The sequence below is a fragment of the Cryobacterium luteum genome (assembly GCF_900110125.1).
Taxonomy (GTDB): Bacteria; Actinomycetota; Actinomycetes; order Actinomycetales; family Microbacteriaceae; genus Cryobacterium; species Cryobacterium luteum.
In genome coordinates, this window is sequence record NZ_FOCN01000010.1 from 23,356 (window position 1) to 44,347 (window position 20,992).

At 64.3% G+C, this 20,992-nt stretch carries 25 protein-coding genes and 1 pseudogene; 3 read left to right on the forward strand and 23 right to left on the reverse strand.

Annotated features, from left to right (window positions below):
* Positions 1-61: 61 nt before the first annotated feature.
* The 13 genes from BMW72_RS11110 to BMW72_RS11170 all read right to left on the reverse strand — a co-directional run bounded on the left by BMW72_RS11110 (position 62) and on the right by BMW72_RS11170 (position 10,331).
* A complete protein-coding gene (locus BMW72_RS11110) occupies positions 62-349 on the reverse strand; it encodes an HU family DNA-binding protein (protein WP_035835256.1) in 288 nt (95 codons plus the stop codon).
* Positions 350-660: 311 nt separating this feature from the next.
* A complete protein-coding gene (gene rpsN / locus BMW72_RS11115; protein WP_092110538.1) occupies positions 661-966 on the reverse strand; it encodes a 30S ribosomal protein S14 in 306 nt (101 codons plus the stop codon).
* Positions 967-968: 2 nt separating this feature from the next.
* Positions 969-1,136, reverse strand: a complete 168-nt coding sequence (gene rpmG, locus BMW72_RS11120) for a 50S ribosomal protein L33 (protein WP_035880539.1) — start codon at positions 1,134-1,136, stop codon at positions 969-971.
* On the reverse strand, positions 1,136-1,372 hold the full coding sequence (rpmB, locus tag BMW72_RS11125; protein WP_035835252.1) for a 50S ribosomal protein L28: 237 nt from the start codon (positions 1,370-1,372) through the stop codon (positions 1,136-1,138). Before rpmB ends, rpmG begins: the two co-directional genes overlap by 1 nt.
* 195 nt (positions 1,373-1,567) lie before the next feature.
* Positions 1,568-1,972, reverse strand: a complete 405-nt coding sequence (locus BMW72_RS11130; RefSeq protein ID WP_092110539.1) for a Fur family transcriptional regulator — start codon at positions 1,970-1,972, stop codon at positions 1,568-1,570.
* Positions 1,969-2,820, reverse strand: a complete 852-nt coding sequence (locus BMW72_RS11135) for a metal ABC transporter permease (protein WP_092110541.1) — start codon at positions 2,818-2,820, stop codon at positions 1,969-1,971. The genes BMW72_RS11130 and BMW72_RS11135 overlap by 4 nt, the downstream gene beginning before the upstream one ends.
* A complete protein-coding gene (locus BMW72_RS11140) occupies positions 2,820-3,704 on the reverse strand; it encodes a metal ABC transporter permease (RefSeq protein ID WP_092110543.1) in 885 nt (294 codons plus the stop codon). The genes BMW72_RS11135 and BMW72_RS11140 overlap by 1 nt, the downstream gene beginning before the upstream one ends.
* Positions 3,705-4,502 (reverse strand): metal ABC transporter ATP-binding protein, encoded by a 798-nt coding sequence (locus tag BMW72_RS11145; protein WP_241983777.1) that lies wholly within the window; start codon positions 4,500-4,502, stop codon positions 3,705-3,707.
* A 7-nt stretch (positions 4,503-4,509) separates the two neighbouring features.
* Positions 4,510-5,535 carry a metal ABC transporter substrate-binding protein gene (locus BMW72_RS11150; RefSeq protein ID WP_092110545.1) on the reverse strand — a complete coding sequence of 342 codons (1,026 nt, stop codon included), beginning with the start codon at positions 5,533-5,535 and terminating at the stop codon, positions 4,510-4,512.
* A gap of 55 nt (positions 5,536-5,590) precedes the next feature.
* A complete protein-coding gene (locus BMW72_RS11155; RefSeq protein ID WP_092110546.1) occupies positions 5,591-6,973 on the reverse strand; it encodes a dihydrolipoamide acetyltransferase family protein in 1,383 nt (460 codons plus the stop codon).
* Positions 6,974-7,010: 37 nt separating this feature from the next.
* Entirely contained in the window at positions 7,011-8,015 is a 1,005-nt protein-coding gene (locus BMW72_RS11160) for an alpha-ketoacid dehydrogenase subunit beta (protein WP_092110547.1), read from the reverse strand.
* The gene (locus tag BMW72_RS11165; RefSeq protein ID WP_241983783.1) at positions 8,015-9,106 is read right to left on the reverse strand and encodes a thiamine pyrophosphate-dependent dehydrogenase E1 component subunit alpha; all 1,092 of its coding nucleotides are present in this window, start codon (positions 9,104-9,106) and stop codon (positions 8,015-8,017) included. Before BMW72_RS11165 ends, BMW72_RS11160 begins: the two co-directional genes overlap by 1 nt.
* Before the next feature lie 118 nt (positions 9,107-9,224).
* Positions 9,225-10,331, reverse strand: a complete 1,107-nt coding sequence (locus BMW72_RS11170; RefSeq protein WP_241983778.1) for a histidinol-phosphate transaminase — start codon at positions 10,329-10,331, stop codon at positions 9,225-9,227.
* Between the two features lie 89 nt (positions 10,332-10,420).
* Between BMW72_RS11170 and BMW72_RS11175 the strand changes: the two genes are divergently transcribed.
* Complete coding sequence (locus BMW72_RS11175) at positions 10,421-10,813, forward strand: phage holin family protein (protein ID WP_092110550.1); 393 nt, start codon at positions 10,421-10,423, stop codon at positions 10,811-10,813.
* Between the two features lie 22 nt (positions 10,814-10,835).
* Here the strand turns inward: BMW72_RS11175 and BMW72_RS11180 are convergent, their stop codons facing one another.
* Together BMW72_RS11180 and BMW72_RS11185 are read right to left on the reverse strand one after the other, a co-directional pair.
* Complete coding sequence (locus BMW72_RS11180; protein ID WP_092110552.1) at positions 10,836-12,251, reverse strand: alpha/beta hydrolase; 1,416 nt, start codon at positions 12,249-12,251, stop codon at positions 10,836-10,838.
* Positions 12,248-12,535, reverse strand: coding sequence for a hypothetical protein (locus BMW72_RS11185; RefSeq protein ID WP_092110554.1), 288 nt, complete (start codon positions 12,533-12,535; stop codon positions 12,248-12,250). The genes BMW72_RS11180 and BMW72_RS11185 overlap by 4 nt, the downstream gene beginning before the upstream one ends.
* Before the next feature lie 126 nt (positions 12,536-12,661).
* Here BMW72_RS11185 and BMW72_RS11190 point away from each other — a divergent pair, with 126 nt between their 5' ends.
* Both BMW72_RS11190 and purB read left to right on the forward strand, forming a co-directional pair.
* A complete protein-coding gene (locus tag BMW72_RS11190; protein ID WP_092110555.1) occupies positions 12,662-13,189 on the forward strand; it encodes a low molecular weight protein-tyrosine-phosphatase in 528 nt (175 codons plus the stop codon).
* Complete coding sequence (gene purB / locus BMW72_RS11195; RefSeq protein WP_092110557.1) at positions 13,186-14,568, forward strand: adenylosuccinate lyase; 1,383 nt, start codon at positions 13,186-13,188, stop codon at positions 14,566-14,568. Before BMW72_RS11190 ends, purB begins: the two co-directional genes overlap by 4 nt.
* Before the next feature lie 67 nt (positions 14,569-14,635).
* On the opposite strand, the gene BMW72_RS11200 is transcribed toward purB, so the two are convergent.
* The 8 genes and pseudogenes from BMW72_RS11200 to BMW72_RS11235 form a co-directional block, all read right to left on the reverse strand.
* Positions 14,636-14,905 carry a hypothetical protein gene (locus BMW72_RS11200; RefSeq protein ID WP_092110559.1) on the reverse strand — a complete coding sequence of 90 codons (270 nt, stop codon included), beginning with the start codon at positions 14,903-14,905 and terminating at the stop codon, positions 14,636-14,638.
* The gene (locus BMW72_RS11205; protein WP_134361112.1) at positions 14,902-15,567 is read right to left on the reverse strand and encodes a hypothetical protein; all 666 of its coding nucleotides are present in this window, start codon (positions 15,565-15,567) and stop codon (positions 14,902-14,904) included. Before BMW72_RS11205 ends, BMW72_RS11200 begins: the two co-directional genes overlap by 4 nt.
* Before the next feature lie 95 nt (positions 15,568-15,662).
* Complete coding sequence (gene dnaB / locus BMW72_RS11210) at positions 15,663-16,970, reverse strand: replicative DNA helicase (protein WP_370448759.1); 1,308 nt, start codon at positions 16,968-16,970, stop codon at positions 15,663-15,665.
* Positions 16,971-17,548: 578 nt separating this feature from the next.
* On the reverse strand, positions 17,549-17,998 hold the full coding sequence (rplI, locus tag BMW72_RS11215; protein ID WP_092110565.1) for a 50S ribosomal protein L9: 450 nt from the start codon (positions 17,996-17,998) through the stop codon (positions 17,549-17,551).
* A 9-nt stretch (positions 17,999-18,007) separates the two neighbouring features.
* The gene (gene rpsR / locus BMW72_RS11220; RefSeq protein WP_035835236.1) at positions 18,008-18,271 is read right to left on the reverse strand and encodes a 30S ribosomal protein S18; all 264 of its coding nucleotides are present in this window, start codon (positions 18,269-18,271) and stop codon (positions 18,008-18,010) included.
* Positions 18,272-18,319: 48 nt separating this feature from the next.
* The gene (locus BMW72_RS11225) at positions 18,320-18,838 is read right to left on the reverse strand and encodes a single-stranded DNA-binding protein (RefSeq protein WP_092110566.1); all 519 of its coding nucleotides are present in this window, start codon (positions 18,836-18,838) and stop codon (positions 18,320-18,322) included.
* 264 nt (positions 18,839-19,102) lie between these two features.
* Positions 19,103-19,471: pseudogene (rpsF, locus tag BMW72_RS19005) on the reverse strand (30S ribosomal protein S6); the annotation flags it as partial.
* A 168-nt stretch (positions 19,472-19,639) separates the two neighbouring features.
* Positions 19,640-20,980: an ABC transporter substrate-binding protein gene (locus BMW72_RS11235; protein ID WP_092110570.1), complete on the reverse strand. Its 1,341-nt coding sequence runs from the start codon at positions 20,978-20,980 to the stop codon at positions 19,640-19,642.
* Between the last annotated feature and the right edge of the window lie 12 nt (positions 20,981-20,992).

Consider the following 20,992-nt stretch of genomic DNA (forward strand, 5'->3'; position numbering starts at 1 on the left):
TGCCTTCGGGCGCGAAAAAAGGGCGCCGACCGTAGCCGACGCCCCTCTGTTACAGCAAAAGCTACTTGGCGGCAGCCTTGAGCTTGCTTCCGGCGGTCAGCTTGACGCGGTGGCCGGCGGCGATGGCGATCTCTTCGCCGGTCTGCGGGTTGCGGCCGGTGCGAGCGGCGGTTGCGGTGCGCTCGACGCCCAACCATCCCGGGATGGTGACCTTGCCGTCAGCGGCAACGGTCTCGGCCAGGGTTGCAAAGAATGCGTTCAGAACGCCGTCAACGGCGGCCTGGCTCTGTCCGGAGTCAGCGGCAACCTTGGCAACGAGCTCGGTCTTGTTCAGCGACTTGTCAGCCATTGAGTGTCCTCCTCGGACCTTCGTCTGTAAAAACAGCGATATTCGTAGTACGGATGCTCCTCGAGAGAGAAACCCCGCTGGTCGGTTCGACCGAGTTGAAATCTAGCATTGATCCACCAAAATCCCCGGATTTACGGCGTTTTTAGGCCATTTCAAGGTAATTTCCCCCTCAGTGGCACCCGATTTTCGCTCTCCGCGAAACATCAGAGGGGCTACAGTGAACACCGCCCGAACACAAAACGGGATGCCGACCGAAGTCGACATCCCGTTTCTATGGTGCAGGGGCCGGTAAAACCGGCTTCCAGCAGGAGTTACCAGCTGGACTTGGTGATGCCGGGCAGCTCGCCGCGGTGCGCCATGTCGCGAAAACGAACGCGCGAGATGCCGAACTTGGAGAGGTGGCCACGGGGACGACCGTCAACGGCGTCACGGTTGCGCAGGCGCACCGGGCTCGCGTTGCGCGGCAGCTTCTGCAGGCCCTTACGAGCTGCTTCACGCGACTCGTCGGTGCCGGCCGGGTCAACCAGTGCCTTCTTGAGCTCAAGGCGCTTGACGGCGTAGCGCTCGACGATGACCTTGCGCTGGTTGTTCTTGGCAATCATGCTCTTCTTCGCCATGTTTAGCGCTCCTCACGGAAGTCAACGTGCTTACGGATGACCGGGTCGTACTTCTTGAGCACGAGACGGTCGGGGTCGTTACGGCGGTTCTTCTTGGTCACGTAGGTGTAACCGGTTCCAGCCGTGGAACGAAGCTTGATGATCGGACGTACGTCATGAGCCTTAGCCATTAGATCTTCACCCCACGAGCGAGAACGTCCTTGACGACGCTCTCGATACCACGAGCATCAATAACCTTGATGCCCTTTGCGGACAAGGTCAGTGTGACCTTGCGACGAAGCGACGGCACGTAGTACGTCTTCTTCTGAACGTTCGGGTCGAAACGACGCTTGGTGCGTCGGTGCGAGTGCGAAATGTTGTGTCCGAAGCCGGGAACAGCTCCGGTCACCTGGCATACAGATGCCATGGTTACCTCCATTACCGAAGGGCGAGTGCCCTTCCCAAGATCCCTTGTCGACGGGCACAACCCCACAGCAGCCCCGAGCGAACTCAAGGCCGGGAGAGAAACGCCCGCAGTGTACGCACACAGGCGTAGCAGCTCCCTACGTTACTCGATGGCAGAGCGTCCTGCAAACTCGTCAGCGCATCAGCGCTGAATAGTTTACGAAGCGGATGCCGCGGCCAGGGCACTGCAGGCAGCGCACAGCCCGAAGACGTCCACGACATGCTCCGCCTGGGTGAACCCGTTCGCGGCGGCGACGTCGTTCGCCCACTGCTCGACGGCATGCGGTTCGATCTCGATCGTCAACCCGCAATTGCGACAGATCAGGTGGTGATGATGCTTGCTCGTGCTGCAGGCGCGATACAGGCTTTCACCCTCCGGCGACTGCAGCGAGTCCGCATCGCCCTTGGTCGCGAGGTCGGCGAGCGCCCGATAGACCGTGGCAAGGCCGATGGGAGATCCGGTCGCGTGCAGGGCGGAGTGCAGTGCCTGGGCGCTGACGAAGCCGTCGTTCGCGTCGAGGGCGCCACGCACGGCCTCGCGCTGCCAGGTGTTTCGCTTCATGACTTCAACCGTAGCGATGTTCGCGACCTCCGATTCGCATCCGCGGGGCCTGGGCCTCCTCCTGCGCGCACAAGCCGCCGCAGCAGCAGGGCGAGCAGGAATAGCGCAGCCGCCGTGAGGGCGATCGCCGGGCCGGCCGCCACGTCGAGGGATCGCGAGAACAGCACGCCGGCCAGGCCGGACAGGGCACCGAGCAGGGGGGCAATGACGAACATCTGGGTCGTCGTGCGGGAGACGAGCCGGGCGGCCGCGGCGGGCGCGGCGATCAGGGCGATCGCGAGAATGGCTCCGACGGCCGGCATCGCGGTCACCACGGTGGCTGTGATCAGCACGAGGGTCAGCAGTTCGATGGGCCACTCCCGGTAGCCGGCCGCGCGAAAACCGTTCACGTCGAAGGTCGAGAACATGATCTGCTTGCCGAGAAAGACGATGGCGAGCACCGCGAACACCAGCACGACGGCCACGAGCGTCACATCGCGTTCGGTCACCGTGAGAATGGACCCGACCAGATAGGAGTCGACCTTCACCGGCAAAGACGGGTTGAGCCCCTGCAACAGCACGCCGAGGGCGAATCCCGCGGTCAGCAGAATGCCGGAGGCCACCTGGTTGCCCTGCCGCTTGACGCGCCCGATCATGGTCATGACGCCCACGATGATCACACTCGCCAGCGCCGCGCCGAGGGGGATGCTCACTCCCAGGATGGCCGCGCCGACCGCTCCCGGAAAAGTCGCGTGGGTGAGGGCCTGGGCGAAAAAGGTGCGCTGCCGCAAGACCACGAGGGTGCCCACGAGGCCGCTGACCGCCCCGATCAATACCGCGGCCAGCAGTGCCTGCTCGAAGTAGCCCATCAGTGCGCCACCGCCACACGGCGTGCTCGGCGCGGACCGCCGGTCCGGTCCAGGGCCAGGCGCACGATCAGGGCCACCACGTAGCCCGCAACGAGCACGAGCACGACGGTGGCTCCGCTCGGCAGGTCGACGCCACCGTTCACCGAGGCGTCGTAGCCGAGCGCGAGCCCGACCCATGCCGCCAGGATCGCGAAGCCGGCGGCGACCGGAAAGAGCAGCCACAGGCGATTGGTCACCAGACGCGCGACCGCGCCGGGCACGATCAGCACGGCGAGCACGAGCAGATTGCCCACGGCACTGCTCGCGGCCACCACGACGAGGGCGATGGCGACATTGAGTAGAACGTCGAGCACGAGCGGGCGGTATCCGGCTGCCCGGCTGCCTTCGAGGTCGAAGGCTCGAAAGACCTGCTCCTTGAGGGTGGACCCCACGATGATCAACGCGATCAGGCAGACCACGACGGTCTGATTGACCTCGGCCGGGCTCACGGTCAACAGGCGTCCGAACAGCAGGGCATCGAGCTGACCGACATAATTTGTTTCCCGTGAAACCACGATGATTCCCACGCTGAACATGGCGGTGAACACAATGGCGATGGCGGCGTCCGAGGTGACCGCGCGTTTGACGATCACTGTCAGCACGACGGCGGCGATGAGGGCCGCCACCATGGCACCCACGAACAGGCCGTCGCGGCCGCCCCAGACGAATCCGATGGCCACCCCGGGAAAGACCGCGTGGGTCAGTCCGTCGCTGATGAACTCGAGCCCGCGCAGGTTGACGAGCACACCGACGAGCCCGGCGACCAGGCTGAGCACAACGAGCACGAGCAGCGCCCGCGCCATGAACGGCAGGTCGAAGGCGGTGAACAGCATGGCCAGGTCCATTCAGTGACCTCCGTGGCCCGGAACAACGATGGTGTGCTCGTCCATCTCCACACCGACCGACCCGAAGGCCTGCTGCACGTTCGCCAGAGTCAGCACCGTGTCGCGCGGCCCGAACGCCACCTGCGCCCCGTTGAGCAGCAGCACGCTCTCGCACACGGCACGAGCCAGATCAAGGTCGTGCGTCGAGACCAGCACTGCAACACCCTGCTTCTTGAGCCGTTTCACGGTGTCAATGAGGGCATCCCGGTTGACCTGGTCCAGACCGTTGAACGGCTCATCCAGCAATAACAAGCGCGGGGCGGATGCGACGGCGCGCGCGAGCAGACCGCGTTGCTGCTGGCCGCCCGACAGCTCACCGAAGCGAGTCTTCGCGCGGTTGCCCAGGCCGACGGTCTCCAGCGCCTCGGCGACTGCCCGGCGATCGGCTTTGGCTGGCATGCGCCACCAGCCGAGCGAGCGGTAACGGCCCATCATGACGACCTGCTCGAGCGAGACCGGAAAGTTCGGGTCGAGCTGGTCGGTCTGCGGCACGTAACCGATGTAGCCGGCCGGAGCCGGCCATTGCCCGAGCACCTCGACGTCACCCGCCGTGCGGGCGATGAGCCCGAGAATACCCTTGAGCAGGGTGGACTTGCCCGAACCGTTGGGGCCAATCAGGGCAACGGCCTGGCCGGGCAGCACCATGAAGTCGATCCCGGTGAGCGCGGGCTCAGCATCGTACGCGAACGACGCCGCCGCCACTCGGAGAGCGGCGGCAGCGTTCGCTGTGGGTGTTACTTGAGAAGTGTTCTCGATCACGGGTTAACTATTGCAGGTCGGCGGGCAGCGCAGAGGGCGTGACGCCCCATGATTCGAGCATGAGCGTTGCATTGTGCAGCTGCGCCCTGATGTAGGTGTCGCCCGAGCTCCCCTCGGGTCCGAGGGAGTCGACGTAGAGGGCATCATCGCCGGAGTAGACGGTGACGCCGGCCTCGGTCGCGATCGTCCCGGCGGTTTTGGGGCTGAGTGAGGCCTCGGAGAACACGGCCGTGACGCCGGTCGCCGTGATGGCTGCCACCAGGGTGTCGATTTCGGTGGCGCTCGGCTCAGCGTTGTCATCGAAGCTCGGAATCACCGAGCCGACGTAGTCGATGTGGTACGCCGCGGTGAAGTAGCCGAGGGCATCATGGTTGCTCACGAGCAACCGGTCGCTCTCCGGAACGGTCGCGACGTTGGTGCGGATCCACTCGTCGAGGGCGCTGAGCCGGGCCGTATACGCCGTCGCATTGGACTCAAAAGTCGCCGCGTTGGCCTCGTCTGCGGCAGTGAGGCCGTCGGCGATCGTCGCGACGATGGTCTCGGCGTTCTGCACGTCCGTCCAGATGTGCGGGTCGCCGCCCTCGTGGGCGTGCTCGTCCTCGGTGACGTCGGTGTGTGCGTCCGTTGTTTCACCGGAGTGACCCGCTCCGGCTCCCACGTCGGAGATGGTGATGCCCTCGTCGGCATCGATCGTGAGGCCGTCGAAGCCGGACGCGGCGATGGCATCGTCGAGCCATTCTTCGAGGCCGACACCGTTGACCACGAGCACGTCGGCGGCACCGAGCGCGGTCAGGTCGGCCGCAGAGGGGTCGTAGCTGTGGGCGCTCTGGTTCGGCTGGATGAGCTGGGTCAGGTCGACACCGCTGGAGTCACCAATGACGTTGCGGGTGAAGTCGGCGACCTGGGTGGTCGTCGCGACGACTTTGAGGTCGCCACCCCCGTCGGCGCTCGCTGTGGTGCCGGCCGTGCACCCCGACAGAGCTAGAGTGGCTGACCCGAGGAGTGCGGGAACAATAAAAAATCTTTTGTGCATTCCTCGACACTATCCTTGCTGATAATGATTGTCAAAACCATTAGCAGGGATTGCGCTACTCGAGCAGCAGTGCGGGCTCCTCGATGATGCTCGCGACGTCGGCGAGAAATCGACTTGCGACATCACCGTCGACGACCCGATGGTCAAAGCTTGCACCGATCGTGGTCACGTACCGTACCCGCACCTCACCGTCGACGACCCACGGCTTCTGCTTGATCGTGCCGAGGGCCACGATTCCGGCTTCGGGCGAGTTGAGGATGGGGGTTCCGGTGTCCATGCCGAACACACCGATATTGGTGATCGTGATAGTGCCGTTGCTCATCTCCGCCGGGCTGGTCTTGCCGTCACGCGCGGTCATCGTGAGCTTCTCGAGGGCTGAGGCGAGCTCGAGCAGGCTCATGTCCTGCGCTTCCTTGATATTCGGCACGATCAGCCCGCGCGGGGTCGCAGCGGCAATCCCGAGGTTCACGTAGTGCCGCACGATGATTTCCTCATCGGTGAAGGTGGAGTTCACCGTTGGGTTGCGTCGCACCGCCCAGATCATGGCCTTGGCCATGATCAGCAGCGGCGACACCCGAATTCCGGCGAAATCGGTGGACGCCTTGAGTCGCTTGACGAATTCCATGGTGCGGGTGGCATCGACGTCGACGAACAGGCTCACGTGCGGCGCGGTGAACGCACTCTTGACCATCGCCTGCGCGATGGCCTTGCGCACGCCCTTCACCGGAATGTGTTCGTCGCGATCGATTGGCCATTCCGGCGTCTGAATGTTGCGGAACACGCTGGCCTGGGTCGCGCCGCGCAGCACGTCTTCCCGGGTCACGTCGCCGACGGGCCCGGTTGCCTCAACGAGCGTCAGGTCGACGCCGAGGTCCTTGGCCAGCTTGCGAATGGGTGGTTTCGCCATGACCGGTCCAGCGGATGCCGCGCGCCGGGTCGGTTCCAGCGGCTCGGAGTGCGATCGCGTCGGGGCTTGCGGGGCCAGGGTCTCGTGGGCGACGGGAGCGCCGGTGTGCCGGCGACGTCGGGTCGGCATCGTGGCGGTGGCGCCGCGACCGACGAGCACCGGCTCCGGAGCTTCGTCGCTGATGCTGCTGCTCACGTCTGCAGCCAGTGCAGTCGCTGCCAGGGTGTCGGCGGCGGATGCTGCGGCATCCGCCGCCGAAGCCGCCGCCGACTGGTCTGTGCTCGCAGTGGCGTCGGAATTGATCGTGATGATGAGCGTGCCGACGTCCACCGTGGTGCCGGCAGCGACCAGGATTTCCCCGACCACGCCCACGAACGGCGACGGCAGTTCGACGAGCGATTTGGCCGTTTCGATTTCAACCAGCACCTGGTTGATCGTCACGGTGTCGCCGGGGGCAACCTTCCACTCGACGATCTCGGCCTCGGTCAGGCCTTCGCCCACGTCGGGGAGAGTGAACTTCATCGCGTTCATGCTGCGCCTTTCCTGCTGCTGGTAAAAGTAAGAATGATCAGTAGGCGAGAACGCGGTCGACGGCTTCGAGCACCCGGTCGGGGCTCGGCAGAAAGTGCGTCTCGACGGCGGCAGGGGGAAACGGCGTGTCAAAGCCGGAGACCCGCAGCACGGGAGCTTCGAGGGTATAGAACGAGCGTTCGGCGACCGTGGCGGCGATCTCACTTCCGACACTCACGAAGCCGGGGGCTTCCTGGGTCACGACGAGTCGGCCGGTCTTCTGCACGGAGCCGAGAATCGGGCCGTAGTCGATCGGGGAAATCGAGCGCAGGTCGATGACCTCGAGACTGATGCCCTCGGCTGCGGCGAGGTCGGCCGCCTGCAGCAGCACACTCACCATGGCGCCGTGGCCCACGACGGTGACGTCGAGACCGGCCCGCACCACGCGGCTGGCGTGCAGCGGAGTTCCACTCGCGCCGAAACGCACCTCGCCCTTGGGCCAGTAACGGCTCTTCGGTTCGAAGAAGATCACCGGGTCGTCACTGGCAATGGCTTCCTGCATCATCCAGTAGGCGTCGTGCGGGTTGGACGGGCTCACCACGCGCAGTCCGGGGGTGTGCGCGAAGTACGCCTCGGGGCTCTCCTGGTGGTGCTCGACCGAGCCGATGTGCCCGCCGTAGGGAATGCGAATGACCACGGGCATGATCAAGCCGCCCTCGTGGCGGTTGCGCATGCGGGCCAGCTGGCTGGTGATCTGGTCGAAGCCGGGAAAGACGAACCCGTCGAACTGAATCTCGCAGACCGGCCGGAACCCGCGCATGGCCAGGCCGATGGCCGTGCCGATGATGCCGGATTCAGCGAGCGGGGTGTCGAGCACCCGCTTGTCACCGAACTCGGCGATCAGGCCCTCGGTCACGCGAAAAACGCCGCCGAGCGGGCCGATGTCCTCACCCATCAGCAGCACCCTGGGGTCATCCAGCATCGCGCGGCGCAGCCCGGCGTTCAGGGCCTTCGTCATCGGCAGCGCAGCGGATGCCACGCTCGTGTCGGTAGCAGCGATCATCAATTCTTACCCTCGTCAAAAGACGCTTCGTAGCGTTCCAGCCAGGCTTTTTGCTCAGCCACGAGCGGATGCGGTTCGGCGTAGACGTTATCGAAGATCACCGACTTCTCGGGGCCGGTGACCTCCAGCGCCCGACGCCGGGTGTCGGCGGCGAAATCGGCGGCTTCCTCGTCGACGGAGTCGAGGAACTGCTGCTCGATGCCCCGGCCTTGCAGGTAGCTGCGAAAGCGCACGATCGGGTCGCGGGCCACCCAGTAAGCGAGTTCGTCGGGATCACGGTATTTGGTGGGGTCGTCGGCGGTGGTGTGGGCACCGACGCGATAGGTGAGCGCCTCGATCAGTGACGGGCCGTGCCCGGCGCGGGCGTCGTCCATCGACTTGGCCGTGACAGCGAAACTCGCGAGCACGTCGTTGCCGTCGATCTGCGTGCCGGGCATACCGAAACCGCCGGCACGCAGGTAGAGCGGGGTGCGGGACTGCCGCGCGACGGGCACCGAGATGGCCCAGTGGTTGTTCTGCAAAAAAAACACCTGCGGCGTCTGGTAACTCGCCGCGAAGACGAGCGCCTCGTTTGCGTCACCCTGTGAGGAGGCACCGTCGCCGTAGTAGACGATGACGGCCTGATCGGTTTGCGGATTGCCGGTCGCGGTTGAACCATCGAGCTGCATGCCCATGGCATAGCCGGTCGCGTGCAGGGTCTGCGAGGCGAGCACCAGGGTGTACAGATGAAAGTTTCCGTGTTCTTCGGGCACCCAGCCGCCGAGGGTGACCCCGCGCAGCATGCGCAGAATGTCGACGACATCGAGGCCGCGGATCATGCCAACGACGTGTTCCCGGTAGGAGGGGAACACGTGGTCCTGCACTCGCGTGGCGTAGGCCGACCCGACCTGGGCGGCTTCCTGCCCGTGGCTCGGCACCCAGAGGGCGAGCTGGCCCTGCCGTTGCAGGTTGGCTGCCTCGGTGTCGAACCGGCGCACCACGACCATGTCGCGGTAAAACCGTCGATGATCGGCTTCGGTCAGCCGATCCAGATAGGGCAGGTACTCTTCGGCGGCCGCATTCGGCTCGAACGCCCCGTTCGGGGCGATCATGCGCACGCAGGTTTCGGCCCCATCGAGGCCGAAGGCCTCAGCTGCGGAGGAAGTCACTGCGGCAGTGCGCATGTCGGGAGCTGGTGCGGTCGAGTCGTTTCGGGTGGCTGACACCGTTCTAACCTATCTTCCGAGCCGGGTGATCGGCGGGAAGGGCGTCGACAAGATCCGCGCTCATAAGTAGGAGTGTCGCCACAGCCTCCTCCTCCCCGATTGAGACTCGAATGCCTTCGGGCGCGAAGGGACGCACGACGAGCCCGGCCGCACCGAGCGCCTCAGCCACGCTCGTCGTTTCAGCCCCGGTCGGCAGCCAGAGAAAATTTCCCTGCGGCACGGGGATGTTCCACCCCTGGCGGGTGAGCGCCTGCCAGGTCGCGTCGCGGCGGGCAGCCAGGATCCGAACTCGGGCGAGCAACTCCTTCTCAGCCTCGAGTGAGGCAATCGCGGCGGCGGCAGCCTGCGCTGTCACCGAAAGAGGAATCGCGGTTGAGCGGGCAGCATTCAGAATGTCCACCGGGCCGAGCGCATAGCCGACCCGCAGTCCGGCGAGCCCGTAGGCCTTCGAGAACGTGCGCAGTACAACCAGATTTGGGTAGCGAGCCAGCAGGGGCGGGCCGTTCACGGCATCCGTCTGGGTGACGAACTCGATATATGCCTCATCGAGAATAACGAGCAGATCGGACGGGACGACGGCCATGAAGGCCTCGAATTCGTCTTTCGTGACGATGGTTCCGGTGGGGTTGTTCGGCGAGCAGACGATGACGACCCGGGTGTGGTCGCCGATGGCCGCGGCCATTTCGGGCAGGTCGTGGCCGTGATCGCTACGATTGGCGACGCGCACGCTCGTGGCCCCGGCCACCGTCACGAGGGAGGGATACGCCTCAAACGACCGCCAGGAGTAGAGCACCTCATCATTGGGACCGGCGGCAGCAAGAATCAGTTGAGCCAGCAGCGCGACTGAGCCGGAGCCAACGTGCACCTGATCGACGTCGACGCTGTACTTGGCGGCGAGGCGTTCACGCAGCGCGAGCGCCGAGGCATCCGGGTAACGGTTGAAGGCCGTTTCGGCCGTGACCGCGGCGACGACCCCGGGCAGCGGGTCGAAGGGGTTCTCATTGCTCGAAAGTTTGAAGGCACTGGCGTCAGCCGGTTTTCCCTGCTTATAGGCCGGGAGGGCGATGATCTCCGGGCGCAGGCGCACGGTGGGTCGGTCTGAAGGGCTCACCCGGTGAGTCTACGCTCGGATATATTCGCAATAGCGAATGAATGTTCGCGTGACTTTCGCCCGCCCCGAGCCGGTGAGATAGTAGAGATATGGCCAGATTCCTGATCCAACTGATCGTCAATGCGGTAGCCCTGTGGTTCACCGCCCTGCTCGTGACCGGGGTGCACGTCACCCCCTACGCCCCCGACGCCGGTGCCAGCGTGCTCACCTATCTGCTCATCGCGCTCATCTTCGGGTTCGTCAACAGCGTTGTCGGCGGGGTGCTGCGCGTCGTCGCTTTTCCGCTCTACATCCTGACGCTCGGTCTGTTCTCCTTGATCGTCAACGGCTTGCTGCTGCTGCTCGTGGGGTGGATCTCCGGATTTTTGGGCTTCGGCCTCGTCGTGGACAGCTTCTGGTGGGGTGTACTCGGCGCCCTGGTGCTCGGCATCATCTCCTGGCTGCTCGGCCTCATTCTGCGCCCGGTCACCACCCGCGACTGATCCGGTCATACCCGCGCGCCTTCTACCGTGGCGTCGGTCGTTCCGGCAAGCGGATGCCGCGCCACAACACGGCGTCGCCGGGTTCGCTCCCGAGAACACCGGTCACGGTGTCGCGAAAGTCGGTCAGGTTCTTTTCCGGCGAGGCGTCGATCAGGAGCGCCGTCTCCCGATAGGTATCCAGGTGGTGCGCCGGAAGTGCCTCGCCGGCCGGTGGTTCCGCTGAGAAGAAAGCCTCACGCCGAACCGTTATTCGGTCCTCGGACTGGACCATGCTCGCCCCGCCTAACCCGGTCGTCACGTCGTCGGTGTGCTCGACCGTCATAGTGGCGACGCCGGAAGGAACGCTAACACGCGATTCGGGCGCCCCGAAGGTCACGACCGCCCGCACGGCGAAAGCGCCTGAGGCGGCGACCTGGGTGGCTACCAGTCCACCCTGTGAATGACCGGCAATCACAACCGGATCGCCCGCGGTAATGCCCGCGGCGTGCATAGCCTGCATGACTGCCTGGAGGGAGCCGGCATTCTGCCCGGCCATCGCTGTGACGTTGGCGGTGAGATCCCAGGGCTCGGTCGTGGCGACGGCATTCCAGTCGATCGTCCCACCGACGTAGACCGCCCAGGACAGATTCTCGGGCGTGCCGTAGTTCTCGATGAGTACCTGCGGCTGCCCGGCGATCGCCTTGGGAATTCTGGCGGCCAAATCACCGACACCCGTGGGCGGCGTCGCGCTCGTAGCCGCGCCCGCCGTCGCCACTTTCACCGGGCCCTCCCGAAACAGCCCACGACTGCGTGCAGCGGCAAGCACGGCAACCGCCGTGGTCGAAACCCCGACCAGGCCGAGGCCGCTGTCGCCCAGCAACAAATCGATGGGCAACGGCACACCGAGGGCACCCGCAGCGACGTCATCGAGGGATGTGACGATCAACTTGGTGAGGACGACGGCCGCCGGACTCGTCAGAAACCGGTAGTCGATCCCGGGTGAGCCATGATGGCTGTTCCACGCCCGCCAGGCCAGCGCGCCCCTGGCCGCGGGCCCAGCGGCGAGAAGAAATACCAGAGCGCGAAACCGGCCCAGGTCGTAGCCCAGCCCCGCGCTCCCCAGCACGGCCATATGCATCACCGCTCGTTCCGTCCAACCGTACCGTTCGGCGGCGTCGGTGAGACTCGCGGCAAGATCGCCGGTGCGCTCTTCCAATTGACCGAGCGCAACCCCCGCCCAGGTCAAAGTCAGGCTGGGGTCCTCCGGAGTCCAGGTCCACACCCCGCCCAGATCCAGCTGTCGGATGCTCTCCACCCGACTCTGCCAGTCACCGGCCTGCACCTGAGCGTTTCGCAACATCTCGGCCTGTGCCAGGACTGCGTCGGTCGCCACGAGCGTCGTTCCGCCCACGGAAATAGTCAGTTCACCCTCCGGCACCGCATCCGGACGCTCGCTCACTCCTCGCCTGCCGCCTGCAACTGGCGGATGTTGCGCCAAATCTGGTCCTGGGCGGTGATGAGGTGGTTTAGCACGCCCTGCACATCGTTCACTATTTCCGCGATCCGCTCGCGGTAGGCCCGTTGGGCACTGGAACTCCAGAATTCACTGGGATCGAGCATCGACAGTCGCAGTTTCGCATCCCTGATGTCTGCGGTCAGCAGGAGAATGCGTTTTCGCTGTGCCCATAGCGCAGCGAGTTGATCGGCCTGATTGGGTTCGAAATTACCGTAGGGAACGTCCATGACACCTCCCGGTCGGGGCCGATCTTCGCAGCCTCAAGCCTCGCTGGGCCGTTCTTCGGGCTATCTGTGCACAGACGCCGAATACTGGGTGTGTGGAGAAGTCGAATCTGTTCCACAATGGGAGGCATGCCCTTTGCGTCACTCACCCCCGACGAGTCGACGCCGTTTCGCATCATTTTTGTCTGCACCGGAAATATCTGCCGATCGCCGATGGCCGAGGTTGTGCTGCGTGACCTCGCGGCCAAGCTCGGACTCGGCCGACTCATCAATAGCAGCTCCGCCGGCACCGGAGACTGGCATGTCGGTGAGCAGGCTGACGGTCGCACGATCGCGGCCCTGGCCAAACGCGGGTACGACGGCAGCCATCATCGAGCTCGCCAGTTCGACCCGCTCTGGTTCGCTGAACATGACCTCGTCGTGGTGCTGGATCGCAGCCAGGAGCGTATTCTGCGCAATTGGGCCCTGGAAGATCGCGATCGTGCCAAGATCCGGCTGTTGCTGAGCTTTGACGCGGAGCAGGCCGCCCTATTCGACGTTCCAGACCCCTACTATTCCGACGATGCGTTGTTTGACGCCGTATTAGGCATGATTGAGAGGGCAAGCCACGCACTTGTGAAACAACTTGCACCCGCAATTCGACAGGGAGTCCGATGAGTCACCTACCCGTACAGGTTCTGAGCCCGCTAGATGGCCGCTACCGAGCCGCCGTTTCCGATCTGGGCGAATTCCTGTCCGAGGCCGGCCTCAACCGTGCCCGGGTGCGCGTGGAGGTGGAATGGCTGATCGTTCTCACCGACCGTTCCCTGTTCGGCTCCGAGCCGTTGACGACCGCGCAGAAGCTGTCCCTGCGCGCCTTGGTGACCGACTTCGGCCAGGCCGAGATCGACGAACTGGCCGAGCTTGAAGCCACCACCCGCCACGACGTGAAGGCCGTTGAGTACCTCGTGCGGCGACGCCTCGGCACGCTCGGCCTCGACGACATCAGCGAACTCACCCACTTCGCCGCGACCAGCGAAGACATCAACAACCTCTCCTACGCTTTGACCGTGCGTGACGCCGTACAGACGGTCTGGTTGCCCAAGCTGCGCCAAGTCATCGAGGCGCTGCGCAGCAACGCACTCGAGTTTCGAGCGGATGCGATGCTCGCCCGCACCCACGGACAGCCCGCGACGCCGACCACCATGGGTAAAGAACTCGCCGTGTTCGTTTATCGTCTCGAGCGCATAGTGCGCCAGATCGAGTCCGGCGAATACCTGGGCAAGTTCAGTGGCGCCACCGGCACCTTCGCCGCCCATGTGACCGCCGAGCCGTCCGTCGACTGGCCCGCCGTGTCGCGCGAATTCGTCGAGGGCCTCGGCCTGGGCTGGAACCCGCTCACCACCCAGATCGAATCACACGACTGGCAGGCCGAGCTGTACTCGCGCGCCGCACACGCGAACCGTATTCTGCACAACCTGGCCACCGACATCTGGACCTACATCTCCATCGGCTACTTCCGCCAGATTCCTCAGGTCGGCGCCACCGGCTCGTCGACGATGCCGCACAAGATCAACCCGATCCGCTTCGAGAACGCCGAAGCGAATCTCGAACTGTCCTGCGCCATTCTGGACTCGCTCGCGGCCACCCTCGTGACCAGCCGTCTGCAGCGTGACCTCACCGACTCCACCACCCAGCGCAACATCGGTGTCGGCTTCGGGCATTCACTCCTCGCCCTCGACAACATTCTGCGCGGCCTTGGCGAGATCGACATCGACCGCGCACTCCTGGCGAGCGACCTCGACTCGAACTGGGAGATTCTGGGTGAGGCGATCCAGACCGTGATTCGTGCGGAGGTCTCGGCCGGGCGTTCGTCGATCGAGGATCCCTACGCCCTGCTCAAGGAACTCACCCGCGGCAAGCGCATCACGAGCACCGACCTGTCGGCGTTCGTCTCCGCCCTCGACATCGGTGCCGCCGCCAAGACCCGGCTCCTCGCCCTTACGCCGGCGGGTTACGTCGGGCTGGCCGACCCCCTGGTCGACTACCTGCCCTGACCCGGGTCAGAAATAAAGGCACCTTCGTCGGTTCGACGAAGGTGCCTTTTTTCTGCTCCCGTGCCGGCTAGTGGCCGTTCTGCTCGTCCAAGTCGGTCTGCTCCGACGCATTCGGCTTCATTCCGAGCACGAGCATCGCGATCACCACGAGTGCCACAATGAACGTCACTCCCAGCCCGATGGCCGAGAGCATCAATTCGCGGGTGGTCACCAAAATGGTCAGGCCGACGAACAAGGCCATCCCGCCCGAGATTGCGAGCAATTCGGCCGGCTTCAACCGGTCGGATCGGCTGGGCTGGTGCGCCGAGTTGGGGGTACCAGGAGTCTTAGGGGTCACAGGGAGTCCGAATCATTGGGTGCGGTGTTCGTAGGTGCATTTTTCACGAGTGCGGTGTTCATGGGCGCAGCGCTCGTGGGTGCGCTGTTCGTTGGTGCGGCGCGGCGCTGGCGGGGAGTATCCCATTTGAGGGAGAGTCCGGCGATGGGCAGGAAGACAGCCAGGAAGACCAGATAGGCACCGAACAAGCCGACCGAGACCACCGGGTTCGGCGGCAGCAGCAGCAAGAGCAGGGCGAGCGTGGCGGTGGCAAGCCCGGTAAACAGCCAGTCCTTGGCGGGCGCCGGGCGTTTACGCACACGGATGCCGGCATAGATTTCGAGAAAACCGGTGACTGCTCCCCACACACTCACCACGAACAAAAAGAAGCCGTGGCCGCCAGCGTGGAAGCCCAGGGCCAGCCCGCCGGCGGTCATGCTCACGATGCCGTTGATGAGGAACAGGTTTCGATCGACCGCGACCGTCAGGGTACGTCGCACGCTCAGAACGAGCAGGAGGCCGCTCGCCAGGGCGAAGGCACCGAATACGATCAGGCCCAGCTGGGCGGAGTGATCGCGGTTGAAGGTGATGATCACGGCGGGTAGCACGGCGATCAGGGCGCGACCGACGGCCACGGACCAATACCCAGGACCGACGCTTGATGGTGCCTGGGCGTTCGCCACGCACAACCTCTTTCGTTGCAAAATTTGTCAGGCCTAGTCTACGCGGCGACCCACCGGCGCATCTGCGAGCCGCCTGCATGCCCGAATCGTGGGGATTACCCGCCCGCGACCATGTCGGCGAACCGGGAGTAGTGGCCGTGGAATGCGACGGTGACGGTCCGGGTCGGGCCGTTACGGTGCTTGGCCACGATGAGGTCGGCCTCGCCAGCCCGCGGGTTGTCTTTCTCGTAGGCACTTTCGCGGTGCAGGAGAATGACCATGTCGGCGTCCTGCTCGAGTGAGCCCGACTCGCGAAGGTCGGAGATGGCCGGCATCTTATCGGCGCGCTGCTCGGGCCCACGGTTGAGCTGGGAGAGCGCGATGACCGGAACCTGAAGCTCCTTGGCGAGCAACTTGAGCGCTCGCGAGAACTCACTGACTTCCTGCTGCCGGGACTCGACTTTCTTGCCGCTGGTCATCAGCTGCAGATAGTCGATGATGACCATCTTGAGCCCCACCCGCTGTTTGAGCCGGCGGCACTTGGCACGAATCTCCACCAGGGTCATGTTCGGGCTGTCGTCGATGTACAGCGGTGCATCGTTGATGCGCCCGCGCGTGGCGGCGATCGTAGTCCAGTCACGGGCCTCAACGGTTCCCTTGCGCATGCTCTGCAGGGGAACGGATGCCTCCGCCGCGAGCAGGCGCATCGCGATTTCACTGCGCCCCATTTCAAGCGAGAAGAAAATGCTCGGCATGTTGTGGTGGATGGAGGCCGACCGTGCAAAGTCGAGGGCGAGCGTGGACTTACCCAGCGCCGGGCGCGCTGCCACGATGATGAGCTGGCCACCGTGAAACCCGTTGGTGAGTTCATCGAGGTCAGCGAACCCCGTCGGCACGCCGCTCATCTGGCCGTCTTTGAGCTTGGCGGCCTCAATCTCTTCGATGGCCGCTGTGACGGCGTCGGTGAGCGGAACGTAATCTTCGGTCTGGGTGCCCCCGGTGACCGAGTAGATCTCGGCCTGGGCGGTGTTCACGAGGTCGAGCACCTCACCCTCGGCGGCGTAACCCATCTGGGCGATGCGCGTGCCGGCCTCGACGAGCCGGCGCAGCAGTGCCCGTTCCGCCACGATGGTCGAGTAGAACCCCGCGTTGGCTGCGGTGGGAACCAGACTCGTGAGGGTGTGCAGGTAATCGGCGCCACCGGCTCGGGACAGTTCGCCAACCTTGGTTAGCTCATCGGTGACCGTGATGACGTCGGTGGGCTCACCCTGGGCGTACAGCGAAAGGATCGCATCGAAGATGATCTCGTGCTTGGGGATATAGAAATCTCCGCCTCGCACGGTCTCGACGACGTCGGCGACAGCATCTTTGCTGAGCATCATTCCACCGAGGGCGCTCTGTTCGGCCAGGAGGTCGTGGGGCAGCGCTCGCTCCGACTTCCAGGCTTCGGCGGGTCGCTCGCCACGGTCGACCGCTCCGCGGGCCGATGAACCGTACTCGTTTGATGCTGGCTGGTTGGCCAGACCCAGGTGAGCGATCGACACTCGGCACCTCTTTCTCTGTCGTGCTAATAGGTGTATCAGGACCCACCGACACGGGACGTGACGCACCAGCGTGAGTGAGATGCCGGTACTGGAACACACTAAGGAGCCAACAACACCCGTCACAAACCCCCCTGTGGATAAGTCTGTGGAAAATCTGCGCGAAACGCCGTGGAGATTGTGCAGAACCTGTGCACTCGCCTGTGGACAAACATTATTTTTGTCCAATTAAAAATGCTTTGATCGGGTGTTTAAGTTTTACACACGGGTGTGAATAAAGTAACTTCAATCAACCCTTGAACCTTACTGAGACGAATGCTCACCTGTGCACAAAAGCGGCGGGTCAATGCCCCCAAAGGGGCTCTTAACGCCGCATAGCGGAGGGTTCCTTTCGGAACCCCCCGCTATGGGAGTAGGACAAACAACCGGCCGCACAGCACCGGACCTACTGGCGTGCGATGCTACTTTGCGGCGACGACCACGAGGGTGATCGTGGCGCTGAGCTCGTCGCGAAGACGAACCGTTGCCGTGTGCTCACCGGTCAGCTTGATGGCGGTGAGCTCAATCTTGCGCTTGTCGACCGTGCCGAGACCGGCAGCTGCGACGGCGTTGGCCACATCCGTGGTCTTGACCGAACCGAACAAGCGTCCGCCGGCGCCGGCCTTGACGACCAGGGTGACCTTGGTGTTCTCAAGCTTGACCTTGAGCGCCTCAGCCTCTTCGAAGGTGGCGTGCTCGCGGGCTGCGCGAGCGGCCTTGATCTGCTCGATCTGCTTCTCGCCACCGCGGGTCCACGCAACAGCGAAGCCCTTGGGAACGAGGTAGTTACGAGCAAATCCGTTCTTGACGTCTACGACGTCGCCGGGTGCACCGAGGCCGGAGACCTCATGCGTCAGAATCAATTTCGACATTTGGTTTCCTTACCGGCCTGAGCCTGCGTAGGGCAGCAAAGCCATTTCGCGGGCGTTCTTGACGGCACGGGCGATGAGGCGCTGTTCCTGAACGGAAACGCCTGTGATGCGACGGGCGCGGATCTTTCCACGCTCGGAGATGAACTTGCGCAGGGTGGGGACATCTTTGTAATCGATGACACCAACCCGAATCGACTTCGCGGGAGCGGCGTTCTTGCCACCCTTAGCTCCGCGAAGCGGCTTGCGGCGGTCGCCGCTCGACTTTCCAGCCATGATTTCCTTACTTTCTCAAAAAGGTTTTAGCTACGCGCCAGGCGTGGCTTAGAAGGGGGTCTCGTCGCTGAAGTTGCCTGGACTGTTCCAGACGTCTCCACCAGATGCTGCGGGCGACGCAGTCTTGGCGGGGGCGCTGGGTGCCCACGGCTCATCGTTGCCCTGGCCACCGGCAGCGGGAGCACCGCTGCGGGGACCGGACGACTGCGCGCGAGTGAGGGAAGCAGTGGCGTAGCGCAGCGAAGGACCAATTTCGTCGATCTCGAGCTCCATGCTCGTGCGCTTTTCACCTTCCTTCGTCTCATACGAACGCTGCTTGAGACGCCCGGAAGCGATGACACGCGACCCCTTGGTCAATGAACCCGCCACGTGTTCGGCGAATTCACGCCAAACGCTCGCGCGCAGGAACAGCGCGTCGCCATCTTTCCACTCGTTAGCCGCACGATCGAACGTGCGCGGAGTGGAAGCGATGGTGAAGTTGGCAACCGCCAGCCCGTTCTGCGTGTAACGCAGCTCCGGATCGCTGGTGAGGTTGCCCACCACGGTGATTACGGTCTCGCCAGCCATGGGCTACTTGTCGCTCGCCTTGTCGGCAACAGCGGCCGCGGCGGGCTTGACAGCAGCAGGCTTGGCAGCAGCGGGCTTGGCAGCAGCAACCTTGGCGGCCGGAACCGCGGTGGAGGCGGCAGCAACCGGAACGGCAGCTTCAACCTTGGCGGCAACCGGAGCAGCAGCGGCCGGAACCTCGGCTGCGTCGGCAACGACGGGCTTGGCAGCAGCGGCTACCTTCGCAGCCGGAGCGGCAGCGGCTGCAGCAGCGGCGTCAGCCTTGGCAGCGATGACCTTCGGGTTGGCAGCCTTGCGGGCGGCCTTCTCTGCGGCCAGCTTGGTGGCTACGACGACCTGGGCGATGCCCTCTTCGGCGCGGAGCACCTTGGTGCGCATGACTGCCTCGGACAGGCTCAGCTGGCGGTCGAGTTCGACCGTCGCTGAGGCGTTCGCGGTGAAGTCAACGACGGCGTAAATGCCTTCGGTCTTCTTGTTGATCTCGTATGCGAGACGACGACGACCCCAGACATCAACCTTGTCAATGGTGCCACCATCGTTGCGAACAACGTTGAGGAACTTGTCAAGGCTGGGAGCTACGGTGCGCTCATCGATCTCGGGATCGAGGATAACCATAAGTTCGTACTGATGCATGACTAACCCACCTCCTTCGGACTAAAACGGCTGCAGACTTTCTGCAACAGGAGGGTTGTGCATGTGCTGAATGCGGAGGCCGGGAATCCGGCACGCAGGCAACCTGCCCAGACTACCGGATGCCCGGCCCATGCGCCAGTCGACCGATCCGTTGATCGGCGCAGGGGGCTATTCGGCGAGGGTGGCGTTGGCGGCGTCCTGGGCGGCGCGCACACCGTGGCCGGCCGGCGTGCGCCCGAGGAAGACTTCGTTGAGCAGCGGGCGCATGGCGTTCTCGGCGGCCGGCCAGCCGGCTCCGCGCGGAGCCGGCGCCGTTCCGGCGGCCAGGACGTCGTAGAACGGGCTGATGTCGACCTTCTCGGCGGCCCAATAGGCCGCATACGCGGGTTGCGCTGCGAGCACGGCTGGGGAAGCAGCGCCGGAGGTTCCAAGGAACTCGGCTCCAACCGCGCTTCCGAGCCACTCCAAAACCCGCTGGGTCTCATCCGGGTGCGAAGACGCGGCATTGCCGGCGGCCGCGATGCCGTCAACGGCGCTGATCGCGCCGGCCGGACCGCTCGGCAGCTGCACGACGCCCCAATCGAAGTTCGCCCCGGCGCTCACGTTGGCAAGGTTGTAGACACCACTCTGAAACAGAGCCATCTTGCCCTGGAGGAACTGCTCGCGACTGAAATCACCATTGGTGTTCGTATCGGCGGCCGACGGAGCGACCTGCCACTTATTCATGAGATCGACAAGGTATTGGAACGAAGCGACTCCGGCGTCGGACGCGAAGGAGTACTCATTGCTATCGTCCTGTAACTGGGCACCATTGGAGGCCAGATAGTTCAGCACCATCGCCTGCAGGTCGTAGCCCGCGTTGTAGCCGTATTGGCTGAGGTTGGAACCGTCGAACTCCGCACTGTCAGCCGTGTTGCCGTTGTAGTCCTTAGTGAGTTTCTGCAGGACCGCAATGAGGGTGTCGGTCTCCCCGGTGGGATCCCAGGTGAGTGCGGACACATCGGCGGGGGTCAGGCCGGCGTCACCGAGCAGGTCTGCGTTGTAGAACACCGCGATGCCGGGATCGGCGAGTTGGGGCACCCCCCAGAGTGCGCCGTCGCGGGTGTACTGATCAGTTACGGCCGCGGACCAGCCGGCCGGAGCATCCGCTGAAAGAGCGGTCGTGATGTTGAGCAGCGCGCCCGCGTCGGCGTACGCGGGATAGCTGCCGCCGTCGACCCAGAAGACATCCGGAGCACCGTCACCGGCCACGTCGGTGCGCAGCTTCTCGAAGTAATCGTTCCAGGGCACGACCTCAACGTCGACCTCGATGTCGGTGTTGTTGTCCTCGAAAGCGGCAAAGGACTTCTCATAGGCGGCGGCGACCGGTTCGTCCCAGAGCCGCACGGTGACGTGTGTGGCCTCGCCGGGCGCATCAGAGTCGGAGAAGTTCAGTGCGGCAACGGCCCCGACGATGACGAGCAACACGGCGGCAGCGCCGGCAGCAATGATGGTGGAACGCTTGGCCATGATGTCCTCTGT

Coding starts and splice junctions, on each gene's coding strand:
- purB (WP_092110557.1), top strand. CDS start 13,186: ATGAGTCACCTACCCGTACAGGTTCTGAGCCCGCTAGATGGCCGCTAC.
- BMW72_RS11185 (WP_092110554.1), bottom strand. CDS start 12,535: ATGGACGTTCCCTACGGTAATTTCGAACCCAATCAGGCCGATCAACTC.
- BMW72_RS11225 (WP_092110566.1), bottom strand. CDS start 18,838: ATGGCTGGCGAGACCGTAATCACCGTGGTGGGCAACCTCACCAGCGAT.
- BMW72_RS11110 (WP_035835256.1), bottom strand. CDS start 349: ATGGCTGACAAGTCGCTGAACAAGACCGAGCTCGTTGCCAAGGTTGCC.
- BMW72_RS11130 (WP_092110539.1), bottom strand. CDS start 1,972: ATGAAGCGAAACACCTGGCAGCGCGAGGCCGTGCGTGGCGCCCTCGAC.
- rpmG (WP_035880539.1), bottom strand. CDS start 1,136: ATGGCTAAGGCTCATGACGTACGTCCGATCATCAAGCTTCGTTCCACG.
- BMW72_RS11140 (WP_092110543.1), bottom strand. CDS start 3,704: ATGGACCTGGCCATGCTGTTCACCGCCTTCGACCTGCCGTTCATGGCG.
- BMW72_RS11175 (WP_092110550.1), top strand. CDS start 10,421: ATGGCCAGATTCCTGATCCAACTGATCGTCAATGCGGTAGCCCTGTGG.
- BMW72_RS11150 (WP_092110545.1), bottom strand. CDS start 5,535: ATGCACAAAAGATTTTTTATTGTTCCCGCACTCCTCGGGTCAGCCACT.
- BMW72_RS11155 (WP_092110546.1), bottom strand. CDS start 6,973: ATGAACGCGATGAAGTTCACTCTCCCCGACGTGGGCGAAGGCCTGACC.
- rpmB (WP_035835252.1), bottom strand. CDS start 1,372: ATGGCATCTGTATGCCAGGTGACCGGAGCTGTTCCCGGCTTCGGACAC.
- rpsR (WP_035835236.1), bottom strand. CDS start 18,271: ATGGCTGGAAAGTCGAGCGGCGACCGCCGCAAGCCGCTTCGCGGAGCT.
- rplI (WP_092110565.1), bottom strand. CDS start 17,998: ATGTCGAAATTGATTCTGACGCATGAGGTCTCCGGCCTCGGTGCACCC.
- rpsN (WP_092110538.1), bottom strand. CDS start 966: ATGGCGAAGAAGAGCATGATTGCCAAGAACAACCAGCGCAAGGTCATC.
- BMW72_RS11165 (WP_241983783.1), bottom strand. CDS start 9,106: ATGATCGCCCCGAACGGGGCGTTCGAGCCGAATGCGGCCGCCGAAGAG.
- BMW72_RS11160 (WP_092110547.1), bottom strand. CDS start 8,015: ATGATCGCTGCTACCGACACGAGCGTGGCATCCGCTGCGCTGCCGATG.
- BMW72_RS11135 (WP_092110541.1), bottom strand. CDS start 2,820: ATGGGCTACTTCGAGCAGGCACTGCTGGCCGCGGTATTGATCGGGGCG.
- BMW72_RS11235 (WP_092110570.1), bottom strand. CDS start 20,980: ATGGCCAAGCGTTCCACCATCATTGCTGCCGGCGCTGCCGCCGTGTTG.
- BMW72_RS11190 (WP_092110555.1), top strand. CDS start 12,662: ATGCCCTTTGCGTCACTCACCCCCGACGAGTCGACGCCGTTTCGCATC.